The organism is Shewanella sp. SP1S2-4, assembly GCF_031932075.1.
Taxonomy (GTDB): Bacteria; Pseudomonadota; Gammaproteobacteria; order Enterobacterales; family Shewanellaceae; genus Shewanella; species Shewanella baltica.
Genome location: NZ_JAUOET010000006.1, coordinates 201,585 through 224,181 on the forward strand (window position 1 = coordinate 201,585; position 22,597 = coordinate 224,181).

The 22,597-nt window shown below is 49.2% G+C and carries 12 protein-coding genes; 10 read left to right on the forward strand and 2 right to left on the reverse strand.

The window, feature by feature from the left end; all coding sequences use genetic code 11:
- The first annotated feature begins 92 nt into the window (after positions 1 to 92).
- Complete coding sequence (locus Q4Q52_RS08950; protein WP_311990410.1) at positions 93 to 1,631, forward strand: tetratricopeptide repeat protein; 1,539 nt, start codon at positions 93 to 95, stop codon at positions 1,629 to 1,631.
- A gap of 231 nt (positions 1,632 to 1,862) precedes the next feature.
- Positions 1,863 to 2,639, forward strand: a complete 777-nt coding sequence (locus Q4Q52_RS08955) for a transporter substrate-binding domain-containing protein (protein WP_311990411.1) — start codon at positions 1,863 to 1,865, stop codon at positions 2,637 to 2,639.
- Positions 2,640 to 2,672: 33 nt separating this feature from the next.
- Here the strand turns inward: Q4Q52_RS08955 and Q4Q52_RS08960 are convergent, their stop codons facing one another.
- Positions 2,673 to 3,512, reverse strand: coding sequence for a LysR family transcriptional regulator (locus Q4Q52_RS08960; protein WP_311890636.1), 840 nt, complete (start codon positions 3,510 to 3,512; stop codon positions 2,673 to 2,675).
- 189 nt (positions 3,513 to 3,701) lie between these two features.
- Here Q4Q52_RS08960 and Q4Q52_RS08965 point away from each other — a divergent pair, with 189 nt between their 5' ends.
- From Q4Q52_RS08965 to Q4Q52_RS08980, 4 genes are all read left to right on the forward strand, one after another.
- On the forward strand, positions 3,702 to 4,433 hold the full coding sequence (locus Q4Q52_RS08965) for an SDR family oxidoreductase (protein ID WP_311990412.1): 732 nt from the start codon (positions 3,702 to 3,704) through the stop codon (positions 4,431 to 4,433).
- Positions 4,434 to 4,953: 520 nt separating this feature from the next.
- On the forward strand, positions 4,954 to 5,283 hold the full coding sequence (locus tag Q4Q52_RS08970) for a cytochrome c (RefSeq protein WP_311890638.1): 330 nt from the start codon (positions 4,954 to 4,956) through the stop codon (positions 5,281 to 5,283).
- Between the two features lie 200 nt (positions 5,284 to 5,483).
- Positions 5,484 to 7,208, forward strand: a complete 1,725-nt coding sequence (locus tag Q4Q52_RS08975) for a DUF3373 family protein (protein ID WP_311990413.1) — start codon at positions 5,484 to 5,486, stop codon at positions 7,206 to 7,208.
- Between the two features lie 54 nt (positions 7,209 to 7,262).
- Positions 7,263 to 8,648, forward strand: a complete 1,386-nt coding sequence (locus tag Q4Q52_RS08980; RefSeq protein WP_311989410.1) for a tetrathionate reductase family octaheme c-type cytochrome — start codon at positions 7,263 to 7,265, stop codon at positions 8,646 to 8,648.
- Positions 8,649 to 8,881: 233 nt separating this feature from the next.
- Here Q4Q52_RS08980 and Q4Q52_RS08985 read toward each other — a convergent pair whose 3' ends face one another.
- Positions 8,882 to 10,384, reverse strand: coding sequence for an EAL domain-containing protein (locus tag Q4Q52_RS08985; RefSeq protein ID WP_311990414.1), 1,503 nt, complete (start codon positions 10,382 to 10,384; stop codon positions 8,882 to 8,884).
- A 261-nt stretch (positions 10,385 to 10,645) separates the two neighbouring features.
- Here Q4Q52_RS08985 and Q4Q52_RS08990 point away from each other — a divergent pair, with 261 nt between their 5' ends.
- From Q4Q52_RS08990 to Q4Q52_RS09005, 4 genes are all read left to right on the forward strand, one after another.
- A complete protein-coding gene (locus Q4Q52_RS08990) occupies positions 10,646 to 12,295 on the forward strand; it encodes an ABC transporter transmembrane domain-containing protein (protein ID WP_311890642.1) in 1,650 nt (549 codons plus the stop codon).
- A gap of 2 nt (positions 12,296 to 12,297) precedes the next feature.
- Positions 12,298 to 14,382 (forward strand): ATP-binding cassette domain-containing protein, encoded by a 2,085-nt coding sequence (locus tag Q4Q52_RS08995; RefSeq protein ID WP_311990415.1) that lies wholly within the window; start codon positions 12,298 to 12,300, stop codon positions 14,380 to 14,382.
- On the forward strand, positions 14,375 to 15,700 hold the full coding sequence (locus Q4Q52_RS09000) for an HlyD family type I secretion periplasmic adaptor subunit (RefSeq protein WP_311990416.1): 1,326 nt from the start codon (positions 14,375 to 14,377) through the stop codon (positions 15,698 to 15,700). The genes Q4Q52_RS08995 and Q4Q52_RS09000 overlap by 8 nt, the downstream gene beginning before the upstream one ends.
- 12 nt (positions 15,701 to 15,712) lie before the next feature.
- Positions 15,713 to 22,597 (forward strand): VCBS domain-containing protein (locus tag Q4Q52_RS09005; RefSeq protein WP_311990417.1); only part of this gene is annotated, 6,885 nt, incomplete at its 3' end.

The window sequence follows — 22,597 nt, forward strand, 5'->3', positions numbered from 1 at the left end:
GTAGTCAGTCAGCCTAGCTCACATTGTAAACTTGCATTCTTGTACGAATTTACGTTTACTATGCTCCCAAATATCGATAGTGATGGATTACTATGTTGTTGATACTCATAATTATTGCTTTTGTTGTACTGTTTATTTTCTTCGCTAAATATCAAAAAAAACAAGCTCAAGCCGAAGCGCTTGCCGCAGGAGAGCCCAATGCGCTACTCCATCATGGCATCGCACTGATTAATAAAGATCAAGTAGAAACAGGCTTAGATTTTATTCATCAAGCCGTGGATAAAGGGCTAGCAGTTGCGGCTATCACCCTTGCCGAATTATATTCGGGCCGATTTCCACAAGTGCCAGCCGATGCTAAAGCCTCGAACGATTGGTATAAAAAAGCGGCCGAACTGGATGCCCAATACTTATCACTGTTAACGCTACCGAATTTGCTTTCGCCAGAAGCGCAAACGCGGGAAGATCTAGAAATGCTGGAGGCTCAGCTCAAATCCAATGCTGAAGCAGGCGATGCCGCCTTTCAGTATGAACTCGGGCTTTTATATGAAAGGCAGCCTTTACTCGATCCAGATGCGACTCAAGCAATTGATTGGTTTGAAAAAGCCGCAGCCCAGCAACATCCAGATGCCGATTACCACCTAGGGGCGCTTTATTGGCATGACAAACGAGTGACGTCTGACTTTGCCAAAGCGAGGCAGTACTTTGAAAAGGCGGCGGCTAATGGCGATGAACTGGCCAAAGAGCACTTAGGCAATATGCTCCTCGCTGGCCAAGGTGGGCCAAAAGATGTAGCTCGTGCAGAGGCTTTGCTCAGCGAACAAGCCGAAGACAATGATTTCAGACAATTTTACTTGGGTAGACGCTTCTTTTATGGCGAAGATTTTCCAGTGGATTATGTCAAGGCCCGTTATTGGTTAACGAAATCCTTTGAAGCAGGTAATAGCTTTGCTCAGGTCACGTTGGCCAATCTTTTACTCGTCGACCCGCAAAATGATGATGACTACCTAAAAGCCAAAAATTACTACGAAGAACTCATCACAGAATGGAATGAGGACGCCCTATCAGGCTTAGGCAAAATACATGAACAAGGCTTAGGCGTGAGCCGCCAGCCGATTAAAGCGTTAATGTATTATCAGCTCGCGGCCATGAGCCATAGCGCTGATCACCTAAAAGAATTAGCTAGATTGGGTCAACAATTAGGCACCTTAGAGATAAGAGAGGCCGAGCGGCTGCGTGACAGTTTCTTGCATCAGTATCCGATCCCCACTGAGCAACAAGCCTATTTCTATGGCAACAAGGCTGAATCGTTTCTAAGTGGTGAAAATCCTACGCGAGAGGATCTACAGGCAGCAGAAGCTTGGTACATCAAATCGGCAGAGCTAGGTAATGAAAATGCCATGCAAGAACTGGTGGATATTTACAGCGCGGAGCGATTAAACAAGCCAGTACAAGTGTTTATTTGGTCTAGCTTATTACTGCGTCATTTTGGCAAATACGGTATGAATAGCGATCAGCTGCTCTATCAAACCAACGCTAAATCTTGCCTAACAGAATCTGAGCTTGCCTACGCCGAAACCCAAATTGAGGCCATTGAAACTCAATTAACGCCCTATCTTGAGTCAGAAAGGTAAGTTTACCAGCAGCGAATGAGTCCCAAAAAGGTTTGGCCAAATTAAATAAGCCAAACCTTTTAGTGGCAAAATAGAGTGCATTTATAAATCCTTAAAAAGCACAATAGATATATAAGCACTACAATCATTGTATTCACTAAACCTGTACGGCCAAATGACTAGACATAAAACCTAGTCCGATTAACTGTCCAGCCCGATAATTAAAACTGACCATTTTAATAGGCAAGATGAATGAGGCTGATACTGACCATTGTCATTTCATGCTTATTTCTGTCCCAAGCGAAGGCAGAAACTTCTGCTGTTGTCTGGCAAGCACACTGCCGCGATAGGCATCCTGTTATTTATGTCGAAAAGGGTGAGTGTAAAGGCCCTGGTGCTGCGGTGATCAATCAAGTCATCACCCGCCTAGGTCACAAGGTAAATTGGAGTAATGTGCCTTGGGCACGCACGATTAAAGTCGCCGAAACGGGACAAGTCGACCTCATTCCCGTCCATTCGATGACACCCGAGCGTAAGGATTTTCTAGACCCGATGCTGTTGGGCTACGACAAACGCTACGTCTATTACTTTGCCCTTGCGAATCGACAGCTTGAGGTCAAACATTTCGATGAATTAAAACCCCATATCATTGGCGCACTCAGAGGCGCTTTTTACTGTCCGCAGTTCAATGACAATCAAAACCAACTAAAAGTGTCTTTTGTTAATGATAACGGTCAGTTAATCAACATGTTGAAGGCTGGACGTATCGATTTAGCCATCACCTCCGAACAACATGAAATGCAATTCTTTGCTAAAGACCCCCAGCTTAAGCAAATGGAATACGTCGACATCAGCAAGAACGGCCGTTACTTCAGCATTCCGCTCATGTCGCCGCTGCATCAATATGCCAAGCAAGTTCACCAGATAGTCAACGATATGCGCACCTCAGGCGAAATCACTCGGCTATTTGAATCCTATGGTGTCGAGCCACCGCTAAATCTCACTGAATCGCCCTTAGCGACTCACTGATCTGAATACTGATAACCCAAAACTAACTTGGAATTAATTCGCGCGTGCGGCTAAATGCCGTAACAAGGCAGCCAGCGTTGGCGCAATCGTCTGATGGGACGGGTAACACAGACCAATACGACGAAACATTCTCGGACCATCAAATTTTACTTGCTTGAGCCTAGGCTCATCCTCAATTAAACCATCGGGTAAAAAACTCACCCCAAATCCAGCCAGCACCAATGACATCACCAAAGATTTAGAGTCAGCCTTTGCGACCAGATTCAGTGACAAATTACTGCATGCTAGTAGTCCTATGGTTTGCTGATGTGCCTCACAGGGCGGACATTCAATAAAATCATACTGACTTAACTCTTCGGGGCGAATACGGTTAGCCTGTGCGAGCTGATGCTCAGTCGGAACGCACAGCACATAATCTTCTTCCCATAGCGGGAAAAACACTTCATCTTCATGGCGTAAACTGTCGATAGTTAAACGACAATCTGCGGGACTTTGGTAATCCACCAGCTCCAGATCTAGCTTCTCAATGGCTTGATTCACCTGCTGTAAAAATCCCGCCAAACGCCGCTGACTTAAGTCTGGCATCACAGCCAAACGTAGCTTTTGCCGGCTCGCCTTCGCCATAAATAAGCCTGGTAACTTACTCGCCTCCTCGACTAATTTAACCGCCAAAGGGTATAGATAGTGCGCGCTGTCCAAAGGTTTAACGCCTTTTTTGCTACGCTCAAATAACTGGCCGCCTAACTCTTCTTCCAATTGCTTTAAGCCAGCTGACAGTGAAGGCTGGCTCACAAAGCAACGGTTAGCCGCTGCGGTGATATTGTTCTCTTCAAAAATTGCGATAAAGAAACGCAGCAAACGTAAATCAACCATTTTATCTTCTCCGACAACGGCGAATTAAGTACAAAGTTCGACAATAGTGTCATAGGCTGAGCCTATCATATCCAGCTGGAATAAGTATTTTTCGGCTAAAAATCCCCAGCCTATACTACTGCCAACTTTAAGACGCCGAAGAACAATTTGTTTACGGCTCAGATTGGCTTCAATTAATAGGAAATACTAATGAATCAAGTTACTAAATCACTGGTGGTCATCACGGGCGCTTCATCGGGTATTGGCGCCGCTATGGCCAAAAGTTTTAGCGCCGCAGGCCACCCACTGTTATTACTGGCACGCCGGGTTGAAGCAATGCAAGCGCTTGAATTACCTAACAGCCTCTCTATCAGCGTCGATGTCACCGACGCTGCAGCCATTAAAACCGCCATAACCCAAGCCGAAGCACAATTCGGTCCTGTCGACTGTCTTATCAATAACGCGGGTGTGATGTTGCTGGGTCAAATCGATGTGCAAGATCCTAACGAATGGAGCCGCATGCTCAATATCAATGTGATGGGCGTACTTAATGGCATTCATGCGGTATTAGCCGACATGAAAGCTCGCAAAACTGGCACTATCATTAATGTCAGCTCAGTGGCGGGGCGTAAAACCTTTCCAAACCACGCCGCTTACTGCGCCACTAAATTTGCCGTGCACGCCTTAACAGAAAACATTCGTGAAGAAGTCGCAATGGATGACGTACGCCTGATCACTATCGCTCCCGGCGCGGTAGAAACTGAGTTGCTAAGCCATACCACCAGCGATGACATTAAAGCCGGTTACCATGACTGGAAAGAAGAAATGGGCGGCGTAATCGCGCCTGAAAACGTCGCCGCTGCCGCGCTGTTTGCATGGCAACAACCGCAAAATGTCTGTGTGCGTGAGATAGTTTTGGCGCCAACACGTCAGCAACCTTAAAGGATTTGCTTGCTACGCTGCATTGCCCCAATGCCGAGCAAAACACAGCGTGCTCCCTATAGCACGCTGCATGACCCTCTCTGAGTCGAGATTAGGCTTTATCTTCGCTTATCTGATAAGCCGAATAGCAAGCAATCCATCAAGCCTAGACGCTTCTAATCGAGCCAAATTATTCAGAGTTACTACTTTAGATATAGTAAATTTTACAAAGTGTTAACTCGATCACTGTCGAATTTGAGCCCTTTTCGACCTTAAACCTACCTTGCTACACAACAAGCTAATTTAGCTATAGAAACAAACCTTTGTTTTTGAAAATGTAAATCCCTGTTAAAACCCTTATGCCGCCAATCAATTAGATTTTTATCAATGAAATTTTTATCAATTAGATTTTTTTAATGGAAGTGACGCACCTCAAATTTGCAGCGCCCTCGATTTGATAAATTAATTAACAAGGTGAAATCAATAAATGTATTTCACCAACAAAGCCGCATATTTGATCACAAAAAAATAAAGGAATGAGATGATGAAAACGTCAGTAAAGATCGCTATCGCACTCGCGCTAATCGGGGGAATAGGCATCAATGCCTATGCTGCGGAGGGGGGCAACCCAAAGAAAGGTAAACACTTATACAAAAAGGAATGTAAAGCCTGCCACGGCCAAGGTGGTGAGGGTGGCGAACTCACCCCTATGGCTAAAACCATGGGCCAGTGGGATCGCTTCTTCGATAAAGATAAACACAAAAACAAGCCTGAAGTATTCAACGGCCTCTCGGAGCAAGATCTCAAGGACATACAGCAATTTCTGTATGACCACGCGGCGGACTCAGACCAACCTCAAACCTGCGGTTGATCTCGAGCAAGGCCTTCGCGCCTTAACAGCCTAAAGCCATAGCACAGAGCGGCCCTGCAACTGCTTTACACCTAGCGGCTTAACACTCAAACCCAATGTGAGAAAAATGGGGAACACACCTCAGGGACTCCTATTGGGTAAATTTGGCGCAATTCAGCTTAAGTTGAACGCGCCGTAGGGAAAACTCAGGGAGAAACCTTATGCGTACCCTTATCTCAATACTGGTTGCAAATGCACTGTTTATGTCCGGTAGCGCTTTTGCTACCCCCCAGGACCCACAGACCGAAGCTCAAAAAATAGCGGAGTTAAATCAACAACTCGCAGATATCACGGAACAATTAGACGACCTCAATAACCGGGTCGATAAAACCGAGCGACACACGTCATTAGATCGCCTTGAAATTACTGGTGACTTTAGAACCAAAGCCCACTCGCTGCATTACCGTGATGTGGTTTGGAACCCTGCGATTAATGTCAACTTCAATGACTTTGCTGCCAAGGCCATGTCGGGCGCCTTTGGCATGCCCAATGATCCTAACTCACCACTAGGGCAAATGATGCAAGCCAATCCAGACCTTGCAGCCGCCTTCCAAAATGGTCTGTTGCAGGGAGTGATGCCCTACGTGCTCGCACCTCAACATATACAAGATATCGACAACGATATTTTTTACACCACTCGCCTGCGTTTAAATCTGAAAGCCAAAGTATGGGATAACGTCAGCTTTGCAGGTCGCCTGAGCATGTATAAAAACTGGGGCGACTCAACTGGCGTGCAAGTATTTGATTCTTGGCGGTCATTCACTATGGATGGCACCAGTAGTGGCAATACCAGCGGTGACTGGTTGCGGGTCGAGCGCGCCTATTTCGACTGGAAAAACATCAATGGTTCAGAATTTTATCTCTCCATTGGTCGTCGTCCATCCACTTACGGCCCTCCAACCCACTACCGTGAAAATGAAATGCGTGGTGGCACACCTTCAGGCCACTTAGTGAATTTCAACTTCGATGGCGCCACCTTAGGCTACAACCTGGGTGAAATTACCGATGTTGAAGGCCAGGTAGTGCGTTTCTGTTACGGCCAAGGGTTTGAATCCCAATGGGGTAATGGGGAAATGTTTGGCGACATCATAACTAAAGATACCCACCTCGGCGGTTTTAATATCGATGCCATCAACGATGGCACTAACTTCCTGCAATTTACGCTGTTTGGTGCTAAAGACGTTAACGACGGCTTTAAGGGCACTATGGCCTTCCCGACCCAGCTCGCCGGCATTTTTGCCCCCACCATGTACCAAGATATGCAAAAGTTCGACAACTTTAACTTTGTCACCCGAGTGCAACCCAGCGGAGTTATCGGCGACATGTACCTCGGCGGCATTGGCTTTGCGCGTGAAGAAGCTAACGATATCAAATGGTTTGCCTCACTAGGTTGGACTCGCGCCGAGCCTAATGGCAATGCAGGTATGTTTGGCGGCATGTTATCCGACGCCGTTTTTGAGGCCGAGTTAAATAGCACAGGCACTGAAATCATCATGGTGCCTAAGACCAGCGATGATACTGACGCCAAAGACGGTTATGGCCTCTATGTGGGCATTCAAATCCCCGCCCCCTACGGCAAGTTTGGTCTGGAATATAACTATGGTTCTAAATATTGGACACCCTTCACCCAAGCCCAAGACGACCCTATCGGTAGCAAACTTGCCACCCGTGGTCATGTGGCCGAAGCTTATTACATTTTTGATATCAATCCAAAAATGTTTATCAAGCTTGCGGGACTCTACTACGACTATGAATACACAGGCAGCGGTACGCCAGTGGGTGCCCCTCAAAAAATTGATGATGTGTTAGCGGGCACGGCTTACTCCATGTTGCCTGTGGTCGATACCGCCTTTGATGTTAACGCCTCACTGACCATTAACTTCTAATCCGAATAGATAATCGCAATCAGCCCTCGGTCAAGCCGAGGGCGGGAGTACAAAATGAAAAGACTCTTATTTATTGCCTTGGCGGGCATGACATTACAAACCTATGCCGCCAATCCCCATAAAGATGCACTAAAAGGCCCCTTTACCACAGGTTCCGAAGTCACCACACAATGTTTAGTCTGCCACGAAGACCAAGCAACAGATGTGATGAAAACCTCCCACTGGACTTGGGAGTTAGCCCAAAAACTCCCCGATAGGATAGTAGTGCGGGGCAAGAAAAACAGTATTAACAACTTCTGCGTGTCTATCTCCAGCAATGAGCCTCGCTGCACTAGCTGTCATGCTGGCTATGGTTGGAAGGACAACACCTTTGATTTTAAAGATAAAACCAAAGTGGACTGCTTAGTCTGCCACGACACCACTGGCACCTATGTGAAAGATCCTGCGGGCGCTGGCGAACCTATGGCTAAGCTCGATCTAGCGAAGATAGCCCAAAATGTCGGCGCTCCAGTACGGGACAACTGCGGTAGCTGCCACTTCTACGGCGGTGGTGGTGATGCGGTGAAACACGGGGATCTTGATTCTTCCATGTCTTACCCTGACAAAGCGACCGATGTGCATATGGACAGTGATGGCAATGACTTCCAATGCCAAAACTGCCATACCACTGAAAAACATCAAATTTCGGGTAATGCCATGGGCGTGTCACCAGGCGGTATCGACCATATAGGTTGTGAAAACTGCCACGATAGCGCGCCGCACAGCAATAAAAAGCTCAATACCCATACCGCAACCGTGGCTTGCCAAACCTGCCATATTCCCTTCTTCGCTAAGAATGAACCCACCAAGATGCAGTGGGATTGGTCAACCGCAGGGGATGATAAGCCTGAAACCGTAGATCAATATGGTAAACACACCTATCAGAAGAAAAAGGGTGACTTTGTATGGGAGAAAATGGTTAAGCCCCAGTACGCTTGGTACAACGGCACCGCCAATGCCTATATGGCGGGAGACAAGATGGACCCGAATGTCGTCACTAAACTCACCTACCCAATGGGTGATATTAACGATGCCAAAGCCAAAATCTATCCCTTTAAAGTGCATACTGGTAAGCAAATTTACGACAAGAAACTCAATATCTTTATCACCCCAAAAACCTATGGCAAAGGCGGATATTGGAGCGAGTTTGACTGGAATTTAGCTGCGAAACTGGGTATGGAAGCCAATCCAACCATGTTGGAAAAAGGCATCAAATACAGTGGTGAATATGACTTTGCAGCCACCGAAATGTGGTGGCGTATCAACCACATGGTATCACCTAAGGAGCAAGCATTAAATTGTAACGACTGCCATAACAAAGGCACACGACTTGATTGGCAAGCCTTGGGGTATCAAGGCGACCCAATGAAAAACAAACAAGGCCCTAAACATAAGCAATAACCCTATTGACTCGCCTAAAGCCTAATCGAGGCCAAGGCGAGTATCGCTCCCCTGCAAACCTTTGAGAGCTTAGTATCCCGTCGGCTAAGCTCTCTTTTTTTATCTCACAACCTAACCTCAACACGCGTTAAGTGAGCGGTAAATGCAATCGACAAAAGGAATTAACCTCAAACTTGCACTTTGCGATGATAACAAGATGAATTTACGCATCGCATGACGATAATTTTCGAGCACTAAGCAAGAGTAAACTTGAAAAAATCTTCCGCAGCCAAAGGCTTAGAATAATAGTAACCTTGGATAAGTTTAACTCCTAATTCACCTAAATACCCTTGCTGTTCAACCGTCTCCACCCCCTCCGCAATAACATGCAACTTAGACTCGTTTGCAAACGAGATAATGGCATCTAAGGTTTTGCCATTAAAATTATGGGATTGACCAATGGTATCGACAAACATCTTATCTATCTTCAATGTACTGATCCCAAGGTGTTGAACATAACTAAAACAACCATAGCCCGTACCTGCGTCATCCAACTTAAGGTCAATACCTAGCGCATAAATCTTATCGAGTGTCTGGCGAGCTAACATCATATCTTTGATCGGTAGTCGCTCGGTGATTTCCAAGGATAACCTGTGATGCCCCAGTATTCCTGATTCGACAATTTTTTGTAATTGATGATAAAAATCATCATTTTCAAGATGAGCAGGCACAATGTTGATACTAAAAAATAACGGCGGGCATTGCCCCCCTAGCAGTTGAATATCATTAATGACCTTGTTCAACATACTCGTCGTCATGGGAAGAATGTGTCCCCTCGCTTCAGCAAAGGGAATAAACTGATTGGGTGGGATCATCCGATTATCATGCCGAAGCCAGCGCACCAACACTTCTGCCCCCACAGGCATTCCCGTACTACTATCGACAATAGGCTGATAATAGGGAATAAACTCCCCCCGCTGAATGCCCCGTTTTATTTGACTATCAAGGGAAATTTGATGGTTGTTCCAACGCCAATACACTAAACACGCCAACAAACCTAAGACAATCCCGGTTGCTACACTGACCCGCCAACCGAGCTGTGAATATTGTTCAAGGAAAACACGATTACCTGATAGCTCAAAGGTCGCATGGTAGTAGGGATTTTGCTCTTGAACGACATGGTAAACCACAGGTTCATCAGCAAAATTATCAAACCCAAACTCAATATAAGGATCTGAATCTAAGCTCACCTTGTACTCAAGACATCGCTCGCAATCCACAGGAACAAAATACCTCGGCCTAAGGGGAGTGATACTGGCAATGTAATCAATCCCCTCCATGTGACGTATTAAAAATAATTCGTGACTTGTCTGAGTATTATGGCTTGCCACCGCAATACTTAAATTCTCTCTCACCTTATGGGCTTTCAATGCAGTTAAATCATGGGGTATTACGCCAGACTGACAGAGCACCTGATTATCTTTGTAAATGGCCAACCAGCGGACAAAGCTGGAGTCAAAGGCTTTCTGTTTCAATAGACTTTCTAATTCTGCAGAGCAAATCACACTAGGCTCTAAGCGAGGCATTTCAAGTAGTTGTTCAGCTGATTCAGTAATATACATCTGAAATTTACTTGCGAGCATCTCCGAATCACGCGCGATAACGCTATTAGCAATGATGCGATCCACGCCCTTCACCAGCACCAATCCGAGTGCAAATACGACGAGAAAAATGATGAAGTACTTTATTTTGAACATGGTTTATTCATACCCGACTGTCACCCTAAATAATGATTACGTTGTCTAACACCACTAAAACACCACATCGACCACCAACATAAAGCAAACATAATGTTAACGACAAAACAGAGTGAACACATTAAAAGTTAAACTAAATAAGCAATAAAATTCATTTGTTTGGTGATATACACTATAAATTGTTAATGATAATGTTAACTGTGATGTTAATGCGCTTTTTGATTTTCGTGATAAATGTAACGTATATAAGGTGTGTGAAACATGATCGAATCTTTACGTCTATTGGCACAGCACAAATCATTTACCGAGCTTTTGCTTTCATCCACGCTCATTAATGTACTGTCACTGGCATTACCATTCACTATGCTGCAAATCTATGATCGGATTTTACCCAATGAGGCCTATGGCACAGCCAGTGTATTAGCGATTGGCGTTGGGATAGCGATACTTCTGGAACTGCTGCTGCGCTATATACGTAGTTGGTTGCTTGCCCTCAATGCTTCAAACTATGAGCTACAAACCACCACTCAATTTGTCGACCGGCTAATGAAGGCGGATTATCACCATGTTGAGCAATTAGGGGCAGGCAAAATACTCCACGGAATTACGAGTATCGCGACCATGCGTGAGATTTACTCTGGGCAAGCAGCAGTCGCATTAATGGATTTCCCTTTTGTTATCATATTTTTAGCCTTGGTAGCCTATATTGGCGGGCCATTAGTCTTTATCCCCATACTAGTTTGGGGTATAGCAGGCGTTGGAGTGTGGCAAATCGGCAAAAAACTCGCCATCGCCACCCGAGAACTCGCCATAAGTGAAGATGAACGAACCCGCTTACTCATTTTAGTGTTATCAGGCTTAACAACGGCAAAGGCCCTAGCCTTGGAATCCCGAATTACCTCTGCCTACAAAAAAATCAACTACCAAAGATTAGCGCAGCAAAATGAGGTTGATTGGCTATCATCCAAGTTACAAGAATGGATCCAGGGGGCTTCACAGGCCACCACACTAGCACTGGTACTGATTGGCTGTTTTGAAGTCTTAAATGGCGATCTAACAACGGGGGGATTAGCCGCATGCTCAATCCTTGCAGGCCGAGCCGTAGCGCCCTTAAGTGCCATTGGCAGTTTAAAAGCGAAGTTTGTTACCGCGCAATCTGCAATGCAAGATGTTAACGAAATCATAGCCTCCCCTCCAGAATCCTTAAATGGTAATAAGATTTACCATCAAAAATTACCCTCAGGCCCCATTCAATTTGATCAAGTATCTGCACAACAAACAGGGGCAAAGCTTAAGCACATTAACCTGACAATCCCCGCGGGTAGCCTGGTCACTGTAACCTCAAACCCACTCACACATGCCAGTTTATTGTTAAGTACCGTGGGCGGATATCATCAGGTGACTGAAGGTGCCATCAAGATTGATTCTATCCCATTAACTGAACATGACCCGCTGGAGTATCGCCAATCCATTAGTTATGTGTCGCCATGGGCAACGTTATTTGCAGGTTCCATCTTGGATAACCTGACTCTCTTTCGCCATGAGCGGGAAGCCTATGCCATGGTTCTCGCTGACAAACTGGGCTTATCTGCCACGATTGCGCAGTTGCCTGCGGGCTATCAAACCTTAGTGGGTAATAATGACAGCCAAATGCTCAATAAGGGTGCCATAAAGCTCATCGCCATTGTCAGAGCGCTTGCCCAATCCCCTTCGATACTCTTACTCGACGAGCCTATGGTCTCCCTCGATGCAGACTCTCAGCAACGTCTACTTGCTTTGTTACTCGAACTCAAAAACCACATCACCCTGATTGTGGCCTCCTATTTTACGGAAATTGCAGCGATCAGTGACTATCGCATCCATATTTCATCTCAAGGGGATGCAACCATGATGTCAAATGGGGAACTTTAACAATGCATAGCCAAACCCAGTCTGTCCCAAACTTAAAATCCCAACTAGTCACACTATTTAATCAACTCGGACTTAATGCCCAAGCCAAGAATATTGAACGCAGTGCGTTAGTCGATGATGCGAGTTACTTAGATTTGTATATCTTATTTAAAAAACATCATGTTGTTGCCGATTTACGATCTCTTGATCCCGAGGTACTCAGCCATACAATTTACCCGTTCCTGATCCTACCCGAAGAGGGCGAACCGCAAATAGGCCGCAGAAGCCAGCACACCTTTGAGTATTTAGGCCCACACCATCAATGGCAACCACTCACACTCCCCACTGATGGAAAAGTTTTTATTATTAATAGCCTACCTTCTTCCAATCAAAAAAGGAGTCGCTTTGCAAGCCAGTTTAAGCAGCAAAAAAAGTGGTTCAAACCCGTTTTTTTGTTAAGCCTCGTCGCCAGCTTGACCGGATTAGCGATACCGCTTTTTACCATGGCGGTATACGACAGAGTCATTGGAGGACAAGCCCCCGAAATTTTACCTGGGATCGCAATAGGTGCATTGCTTGCCTTAAGCATTTTTATTTATAGCCGAATGCTGCGAGCCAAAGTACTGGCCAGAGCAAGCAATAAATTGGCAAGGGATCTCTCAGCCGTATCCTTTAATCAACTCCTCAGTATGCCGTTGATGATGTTATCCCGAGTTGGATTATCGAATCATTTAGCACGACTTCGTAATGCAGAAAAGGTGAGAGGATTATTGTCAGGCCCTAGCGGAGGTGGGCTGATTGATTTGCCCTTTACGATCGTGGCGCTTATTGCCATCACAGTTCTCAGTGGTTGGCTGGTATTAGTACCATTTTGTATGCTGATTCTGTTTTACCTAGTGATGAAAGCCCTAAACCGTTTTACCCAAGCCGCCAGCCCAACCATCAGTAATGACTATCAAAACAGTCTCAATGAACTAGCTAAAAATGTATTAGAGCTGAAAACCGCAGGGGAAACCGAAGGCTGGTACGCAGATTTTATCCGTCGTTGCCGTGAGCACTGCCGACAACAATTTTTATATACCAAACGTAATGGGCTGACAGCGGCAGTTGCCCATGCCATGGGGCTGATGACAGCCCTAGTTACCGTGTTTTGTGGCATTTTTTTAGTGTTAAATCAAAGTATATCACCCGGCGCTTTAATCGCCTGTGGTATGTTGATTTGGCGCATCACAGGCCCCGCCCAATTAGCATTTTCTTCGGCGTCTAAAATTAACATGATAACCAGTACTGTCACCCAGTTTGACCGTTTTATGGAGGTGACGACCGAATTTAATCAACTCCGCCTCGATGGACCTAACCTAAATAAAGCACCCGCGCTCAACTTTAAACATGTCACCTTTCGTTACAGTGCTGAAGCTGAACCTGCACTCTCTGGCGTCACATTTGATGTTGAAGCAGGAGAAACCGTCGCCATTATCGGCCCTAATGGCAATGGTAAAAGCACCTTATTGCTGACAGCCATAGGCGTAATTGATACCCAAGCAGGCTTTGTCACTTTAGATGGTAAAAACCTGAAACAATTCGACCCCGAAGCTTTACGCCAATGGGCCGCATTCAGCCCGACCCACACCGAACTACTACCGGGCTCGTTAGCAGATAACTTACGGCTGGCTAAACCCGATGCCACCGATGATGAGTTGTGTCAAGCATTGTATGAAGCAGGTGGAGACGCTTTAAAAGAGGTGCTCGGTGGCGATTTAAATCGCAGTTTATCCGCTCAGGGAGCCAATATGTTTTCGGTGATTGGGAGTGGTTATATCAGCCTAGCTCGGGCCCTATTAAAAAAATCGCCTTTACTTGTCATGGATGAACCCATAGCCAACCGCAATCCTTTTGCGAAAAAAACCTTTATCGAAACCTTAACCAAGTTAAAAGGGAAAACGACTATTTTATTTACTAGCCATGATCAAGAACTGATCCAACACGCGGATAAGGTCGTTATCTTAGATAAAGGGTCAGTGGTTTATGCTGGTCCTATCCCAAACAAACCTAATGTAGACAATGGCAACCAATCAGTGGCTAGCATGGAGACAACACACAATGAATGATCGTCAACTTAACCATCGTTCTTTGCCAGAACACGAGTTCAGTCAAGCCATTGAAGCACCAGCAGAAAAGCGCATCATCAAACAAATCACCTACTTTATTGCGGGTTCAGTGTTCATTATGTTTGTGTGGTCACTGTTCACTAATATTGAAGAAATTGCCAAAGCGAAAGGTCAGGTTATCCCCCTTGGACATCAACAAGTGATTCAGAGTTTTTCAGGGGGAACCATAGCCTCTATCTTGGTCTCTGAGGGGGATTTAGTGAAAAAAGGCGATGTCCTCGCCAACTTTATCGCCATCGATAGCCAAGCTGCCGCTGAAGAGCTGGAAAGTAAACAAGCTAATCTGGTGCTCAAAATTGAGCGTTACAGTGCTTTTATCGAATCCAGAGAGGCCAACTTTGCTCGCTACCTTGAAAGTCATCCCAATCTTGTGAAAGGGCATATTAGTGATCTCGAACGGATGAATACCGAAAAACAAGCCATCATTCAATCTTCCCTCGCGGAAATCGCCAAATCGAAAGCTGAGTTGGCAAGTCTTGATCAAGAAATTCCGCCACTGAAACATCAAATCAATTCAGCCCAACAAACCATCAATATGATGGATTCCATCAAAGAATCTCAGGCTATCTCTAAGCTCACTATGCTGGAATCGCAACAAAAATTAGACTCCTACATACGTGAACTAAAAAGTATGGAAGGTAAACAACAGGTATTGGCACGGGATATTGAAAATCTTCAACGGCAGTTGGAGCAAAAACAAGCCACATTGCTAAAAGAGGTTGGTGAAGCTCGCACTGATGCACAAGCTGAATTATTAGGGATTACCGCACGTTTAAAATCCTCCGATTTGCAGGTGCAACAAAACACCATTACCTCCCCTGTTGATGGCATCATCCAGTCCATTCCAAACACCTCATCAGGGAGTGTGATTCAACCAGGTGGCACAGTTGCGGTGATTGTTCCCACCACGCCAACAGCCCTACTTGAGGCCAAACTCTCCCCTCGGGACATTGGCTTTGTCAGTGTGGGACAAAACGCGCGCATAAAAATTGATGCCTTTGATTACAGTCGCTATGGGGCACTTGATGGTATCGTCAAACGCATCTCCCCAAGCACAGATGCAGATGAAAAAGGCGGCGTTTTTTATAAAGTACAAATCTCGATTGACAAGCCCTACTTTGGCGATCAACCCGATAAGCTAGAGCTGATCCCCGGTATGACTGGCGAAGCGGATATTGTCACAGGGGATAAAACCGTCTTTCAATACCTGTGGAAACCCGTATTTACCAATGTGACTGAAGCCTTTGGTGAACGCTAGGGAGCACGAACTATGAGCCAAAAAAAACCATTAACGCTCTCAACCGCAAAACGAAAAAGTCGCATTTCAGCAAAACTCGCCAAAAAATCTGAAATTGCCGCTAAAAAGCTTGATAAAGATGTCGCCAAGCTCAAGGCAAAGGAATTTAGAGGGAGTGAAGTCCAAAGCACTGCAAGCCCAGATATTGTGGCAAGCAAGTCTTGGCGCTTACCCTCGCACGCAGCAACGCAGCTTGTTAATACCGAAGAATCGACAGAGCAAAAGCCTGATTCGCAACCCGCTACCGTAGACATTGATAACCGCCATGTAACAGCCCAGTCAGCTAGCTCTAGCACAGACTCGGAAAAAACCTTGTCAGAGATGCCACAGCAAGCGGATGAAACGCAAACCCAAAATGCCCCTAAGTTCCAAGATTATGGTTCGAGTGAATCAACCCATTTAGGGCAAGGTCCACACTTTGACGACACACAATTGCCCCTTGTTACCCTCAGCCAACTCCCTGAAATTGGACATGTTAAGCAGCAGATTGAACCGGCAGTATTAACGGTATCAATGGCAAGAACCACATTAACTCAAATTGTGCGCCCCCCAATCATTAGCACTGAACAGCACACCCCACTCACCATTGACGAACAAGCCGGCCATCAATCGGTTAAAGAAGATGCCCCAGTCGCGAGTGCCTCTGGAAAACTGCACGCCCATGGGGGAATAGTAACCCCACTCCAATGGACGGTCGCAGAACATCAAGGTCAATTTGGTCACCTTGATATCGATCCAACAACGGGCGAATGGCATTACCAACTCGATAATAATGCACTTAACACTGATGCATTAGCCGAAGGTGAGCATCAAACCGAACAATTTACGATTACCGTCAGCAGCCCCAATGGCGAACAAGTAAACACTGTCATCATCATCGATGTCGAAGGCAGTAACGATCTGCCCCAAATTTTAGGATCGCACCTCGCCAGTATTAATTCGGCGGACTCCTTGCAGACAGTGATGGGGCAACTACGCAGTGTCGATCCCGATCATAACGATGTAATCACTTGGGCTGTGCTTGATGGACAAGGTCAATATGGCCAACTGAGCATCAATCCACTCACGGGCCAATGGCAATACCAACTAAATAACCATGCAAACGCCACGCTTGCTCTAGTCTCTGGCCAACAAGTGACGGAAACCTTTATCGTCACCGCAACAGATCAATCAGGCCATCCTGTTAGCCAGCAAGTCAGCATTCAAGTGAATGGGGCTGATAATACCGCCATCATTAAAGGTGATATGACGGGTTTAGTGACGGAAGATACTCAGGCTCTCAACGGCCAATTAACGGTATCAGGTCAATTAAGCATCCAAGATCCAGATAAGGATCAAGCCCATTTTTCGGCAGGTTCATTGCAGGGACAATTTGGCTATCTTACGATCGATGTAAACGGCCATTGGATCTACAGCGCCGATAACTCACTGGCCACCGTTCAAAGCCTTAAATCGGGTGAGCATCTTACTGATACTTTTACTATCCACAGCGCCGATGGTACTGGGCAAAACATTACAATCACGATTAATGGAACTGATGATAAGGCCGAAATATCAGGCACAACCTCGGCCTCACTCACTGAAGATAGTGACACTTATCAAGGCATGCTTAGGGCCGATGGCAACCTTACCATCACAGATAACGACCACGGACCACACTTATTTACAGCTACAGAGCAATATGGTCAGTTTGGTACCCTCATCATTGATGAATTAGGCCACTGGACCTACACCGCAGATAACTCGCAGACGGCAATTCAAGCACTCAAAACCGGAGAATCCATCACTGACACCCTTGTGGTACAAACCCAAGATGGCACACAGCAAACCATCTCCATCACCATTCATGGTACCGATGATCACTCTGTGATTATGGGCACATCAGTAATGAGGGTGTTTGAAGACAAACGCCTTTCTCAAGGACAACTCCATACAGACGGTCAACTCTGGGTAAGCAATCCCGATACCGGGCGAGCAGGATTTGCAGCCGAACAACTCCAAGGTCAATTCGGCATATTATCCATCAACACCCATGGCCATTGGACCTACACAGCAGACAACAACAATCCCAGCATACAAGCTCTCAAGCATGGTGAATCCTTAACTGACACCCTGTTTGTACAAGCATTGGATGGAACAAGCCAAAAGATCACGATTCTGATCAAAGGTGCTGATGATAAAGCGATTATCGGTGGAACCGTCACCGCAACGCTTATCGAAGATCAATCTGCCCAGCATGGGCAATTACAGGCACATGGCACACTCACCATTACCGACCCCGATGCTGACCAAGCCCAGTTCACTGCACTAACCGATGTGGTTGGCAGCAACGGCTACGGACACTTTAGCCTTAATTCCTCAGGGGTATGGACTTACAACGCCGACAACACGCAGACTGCCGTTCAGCAACTCAATACTGGCGAGAGCCTCACCGATACCTTCACAGTCAGCAGTGTTGACGGCACTAGCCACACCGTGACCGTCACGATACAGGGCAGCAATGACGCGCCCGTGCTAGTTGGGCAAACGCAAAGTGTAACGGAAGACGGCACACAACTCAGTGGCAAAATGATTGCCACCGATGTTGACGCGGGCGACACGCAAACCTTCAGCCTTGTCAACGCCGTCGACGGCTTCACGCTGAATGCCGACGGCAGCTACAGCTTTGACCCAAGCCATGCCAGCTACCAACATCTGGCCGCGGGCCAGACGCAAGATGTGATTATTCCGGTCACTGTAACTGATAGCGCCGGAGCAACTAGCACACAAAATCTCACCATCACAGTCACCGGCAGCAACGACGGCCCAACCATCGGCGGTGTGAACACCGGCGGCACGGCCGAAGACAACAGCCAAGCTGTGACTGGCCGGCTCACCATCGCCGATGTGGACGACGGCCAGGCACATTTCATCGCCCAGACTGCCACGACAGGCAGTTACGGTAGTCTAACGCTGAACGAGGGCGGGCATTGGCAGTACCTGCTGGACAACAGCAAGGCCGCCGTCCAAGCGCTTAAGAGCGGCGAGACCGTTACCGACAGCTTCACCGTCTCCAGCGCCGACGGCACCATGCACACGGTCAGTGTCACCGTTGCTGGCCGTGATGATGGCGCCGTCATTGCGGGTACCGACAAAGGCACAGTCACCGAGGACACAGCCGTCACCAGCGGTCATCTGCAGGCTAGTGGCCAACTGACGATCACCGACTCCGATGCCGGACAAGCCCGCTTCACCGCCCAAACGGATGTGGCCGGCAGCAGCGGCTACGGACACTTCAGCCTGAACAGCACTGGCGCCTGGACCTACAGCGCCGACAACACACAGGCCGCGATCCAGCAACTGAAGGCTAGTGAAACACTTACCGACACCTTCACCATCAGCAGCACGGACGGCACTAGCCATACCGTGACCGTGACCATCAACGGCAAAAACGACGCGCCAGTACTCGCGGCGCAAACACAAGCAGTCACCGAAGATGGCACACAGCTGACCGGCAAAATGATTGCAACCGATGTGGACGCCAGTGACACGCAAACCTTCAGCATCGCCCAGCCTGTGGACGGTTTCACCCTGAATGCCGATGGCAGCTACAGCTTTGACCCAAGCCATGCCAGCTACCAACATCTGGCTGCGGGCCAGACGCAAGATGTTGTCATCCCAATCATTGTCACCGACAACGCGGGCGCCACCAGCACGCAAAACCTCACGATCACGGTGACGGGCGCCGCAGATGGCGCCGTGATCGGCGGAGTGGACGTCGGCAGTGTGACAGAGGACCTGCCCGTCCAGAGTGGCCATCTGCAAGCCAACGGCCAGCTGACGATCAGCGATGTAGACAGCGGCGAGGAGCACTTCACGGTGCAGACCGATGTGGCCGGCAGCGCCGGCTACGGGCACTTCAGCCTCAATTCAACAGGTGCCTGGACCTACACAGCCGACAACACCCAGACGGCGATCCAGCAACTGAAGTCAGGCGAGAGCCTGACCGACACGCTGACAGTGACCAGCGCTGACGGCACGACGCACACGATCACGGTCATGCTGCAGGGCACGAACGACGTTCCTGTGCTGCAAGCACAGACGCAGGCCGTGACCGAAGACGGTACGCAGCTCAGCGGCCACATGGTCGCCACTGATGTGGACGCCGGCGACACACAAACCTTCTCTATCGCCCAGCCAGTCGACGGCTTCACGCTCAACGCCGACGGCAGCTACAGCCTTGATCCGGGTCATGCCAGCTACCAACATCTGGCCGCTGGCCAGACGCAGGACGTGGTGATCCACATCACTGTGACCGATAGCGCCGGCGCGACCAGCACCCAAAATCTCACCCTCACCGTCACGGGAACCGCAGACGGCGCCGTGATCGGCGGTGTGGACGTCGGCAGCGTGAGCGAGGATACGTCCGTCCAGAGCGGCCACCTGCAAGCCAGCGGCCAGCTGACGATCAGCGATGTTGACAGTGGCGAAGCGCACTTCACCGCGCAGACCGATGTGGCGGGCAGCAACGGCCTCGGCCACTTCAGCCTCGATACCTCAGGCACGTGGACCTACACCGCCGACAACAGCCAGGTGGCCATTCAGCAGCTCAAGACGGGCGACAGCCTGACGGACAGCCTGACGGTGCAGAGTGCCGACGGCACGACGCACACGATCACCGTCATGCTGCAGGGCACGAACGACGTTCCTGTGCTGCAAGCACAGACGCAGGCCGTGACCGAAGACGGTACGCAGCTCAGCGGCCACATGGTCGCCACTGATGTGGACGCCGGCGACACACAAACCTTCTCTATCGCCCAACCAGTCGACGGCTTCACGCTCAACGCCGACGGCAGCTACAGCTTTGATCCGGGTCATGCCAGCTACCAACATCTGGCCGCTGGCCAGACGCAGGACGTGGTGATCCCCATCACTGTAACCGACAGCGCTGGCGCCACCAGCACGCAAAACCTCAGCATCACCGTCACCGGCGCCGCAGACGGCGCAGTGTTCGGCGGTGTGGATGTGGGAACGGTCACTGAGGATGCCGCCGTCACCAGCGGTCATCTGCAGGCTAGTGGCCAACTGACGATCACCGACTCCGATAACGGCGAAGCGCATTTCACCGTGCAGACGAATGTGGCCGGCAGCGCCGGCTACGGGCACTTCAGCATTGATGCAGCGGGCGCCTGGAGCTACACCGCCAACAACACCCAAGCGGCTATTCAGCAGCTCAAGGCCGGTGACAGCCTCACCGATACCTTGATCGTCACCAGCGCCGACGGCACGACCCACACGATCACGGTCATGCTGCAGGGCACGAACGACGTTCCGGTGCTGCAAGCACAGACGCAGGCCGTGACCGAAGACGGTACGCAGCTCAGCGGCCACATGGTCGCCACTGATGTGGACGCCGGCGACACACAAACCTTCTCTATCGCCCAGCCAGTCGACGGCTTCACGCTCAACGCCGACGGCAGCTACAGCTTTGATCCGGGTCATGCCAGCTACCAACATCTGGCCGCTGGCCAGACGCAGGACGTGGTGATCCCCATCACTGTGACCGACCGCGATGGTGCGACCAGCACGCAAAACCTCACGATCACGGTGACGGGCGCCGCAGATGGCGCGGTGATCGGCGGCGTGGACATCGCGACCGTCACCGAGGACACGGCCGTCACCACCGGTCATCTACAAGCCAACGGCCAGCTGACGATCAGCGATGTCGACAGCGGCGAAGCGCATTTCATGGCGCAGACTGACATCGCGGGCAGCAACGGCCTCGGCCACTTCAGCCTCGATACCTCAGGCACGTGGACCTACACCGCCGACAACAGCCAGGTGGCCATTCAGCAGCTCAAGACGGGCGACAGCCTGACGGACAGCCTGACGGTGCAGAGTGCCGACGGCACGACCCACACGATCACGGTCACGCTGCAGGGCACGAACGATGCACCCGTGCTTCAGGCGCAAACACAGGCCGTCACCGAAGACGGCAGCGAGCTCACTGGCCACATGCTTGCAACTGATGTCGATGCTGGCGACACGCAGACGTTCAGCCTCGCCAATGCCGTCGACGGCTTCACACTGAATGCCGACGGCAGCTACAGCTTCGACCCCAGCCACGCGAGCTATCAGCATCTGGCGATGGGCCAGACGCAGGACGTGGTCGTTCCGATCACGGTAACGGATGGCACGGGCGCCACCAGTACGCAGAACCTGACGATCACAATTACCGGTACGAACGACGGCCCGACGATCGCCGGCGTGAACACGGGCAGCACCGCCGAGGACAACACCCAAGCCGTCAGCGGCCAGCTCACGATTGCCGACGCAGACGACGGCCAGGCGCACTTCGTCGCCCAGACGGCCACGGCCGGCAGCTACGGCAGTCTGACGCTCAGCGAAGACGGGCAGTGGCAGTACCAGCTGGACAACAGCAAGCCCGAGGTTCAGGCGCTCATGAGCACCGAGACCGCCACCGACACCTTCACGGTGCACAGCGCCGATGGCAGCAGCCACAGTATCACCGTCACCATCCAGGGCCAGCGCGACAGCGTCGTGATCGGCGGTGTGGATGTGGGCGTGGTCAAGGAAGACGTGTCGGCGGTCACTGGCGGCAATTTGGTGGCCACAGGCGAAAGCGCCGAGTTCGTGCCCTTGCAGCAGCGCACCCCGCTTGGCAATTTTGCGATGGATGCCAGCGGCGCCTGGACCTACACGCTGGACAACAGCCGCGCCGGCACTGATGCGCTCAAGAACGGCGAGACGGCGACCGACTCCGTCACCATCACCCACACCGACGGCACCACCCACACCGTCACCGTCACGATCATGGGCACGAACGATGCGCCAGTGCTCAGCGCCCAGATCCAAGCC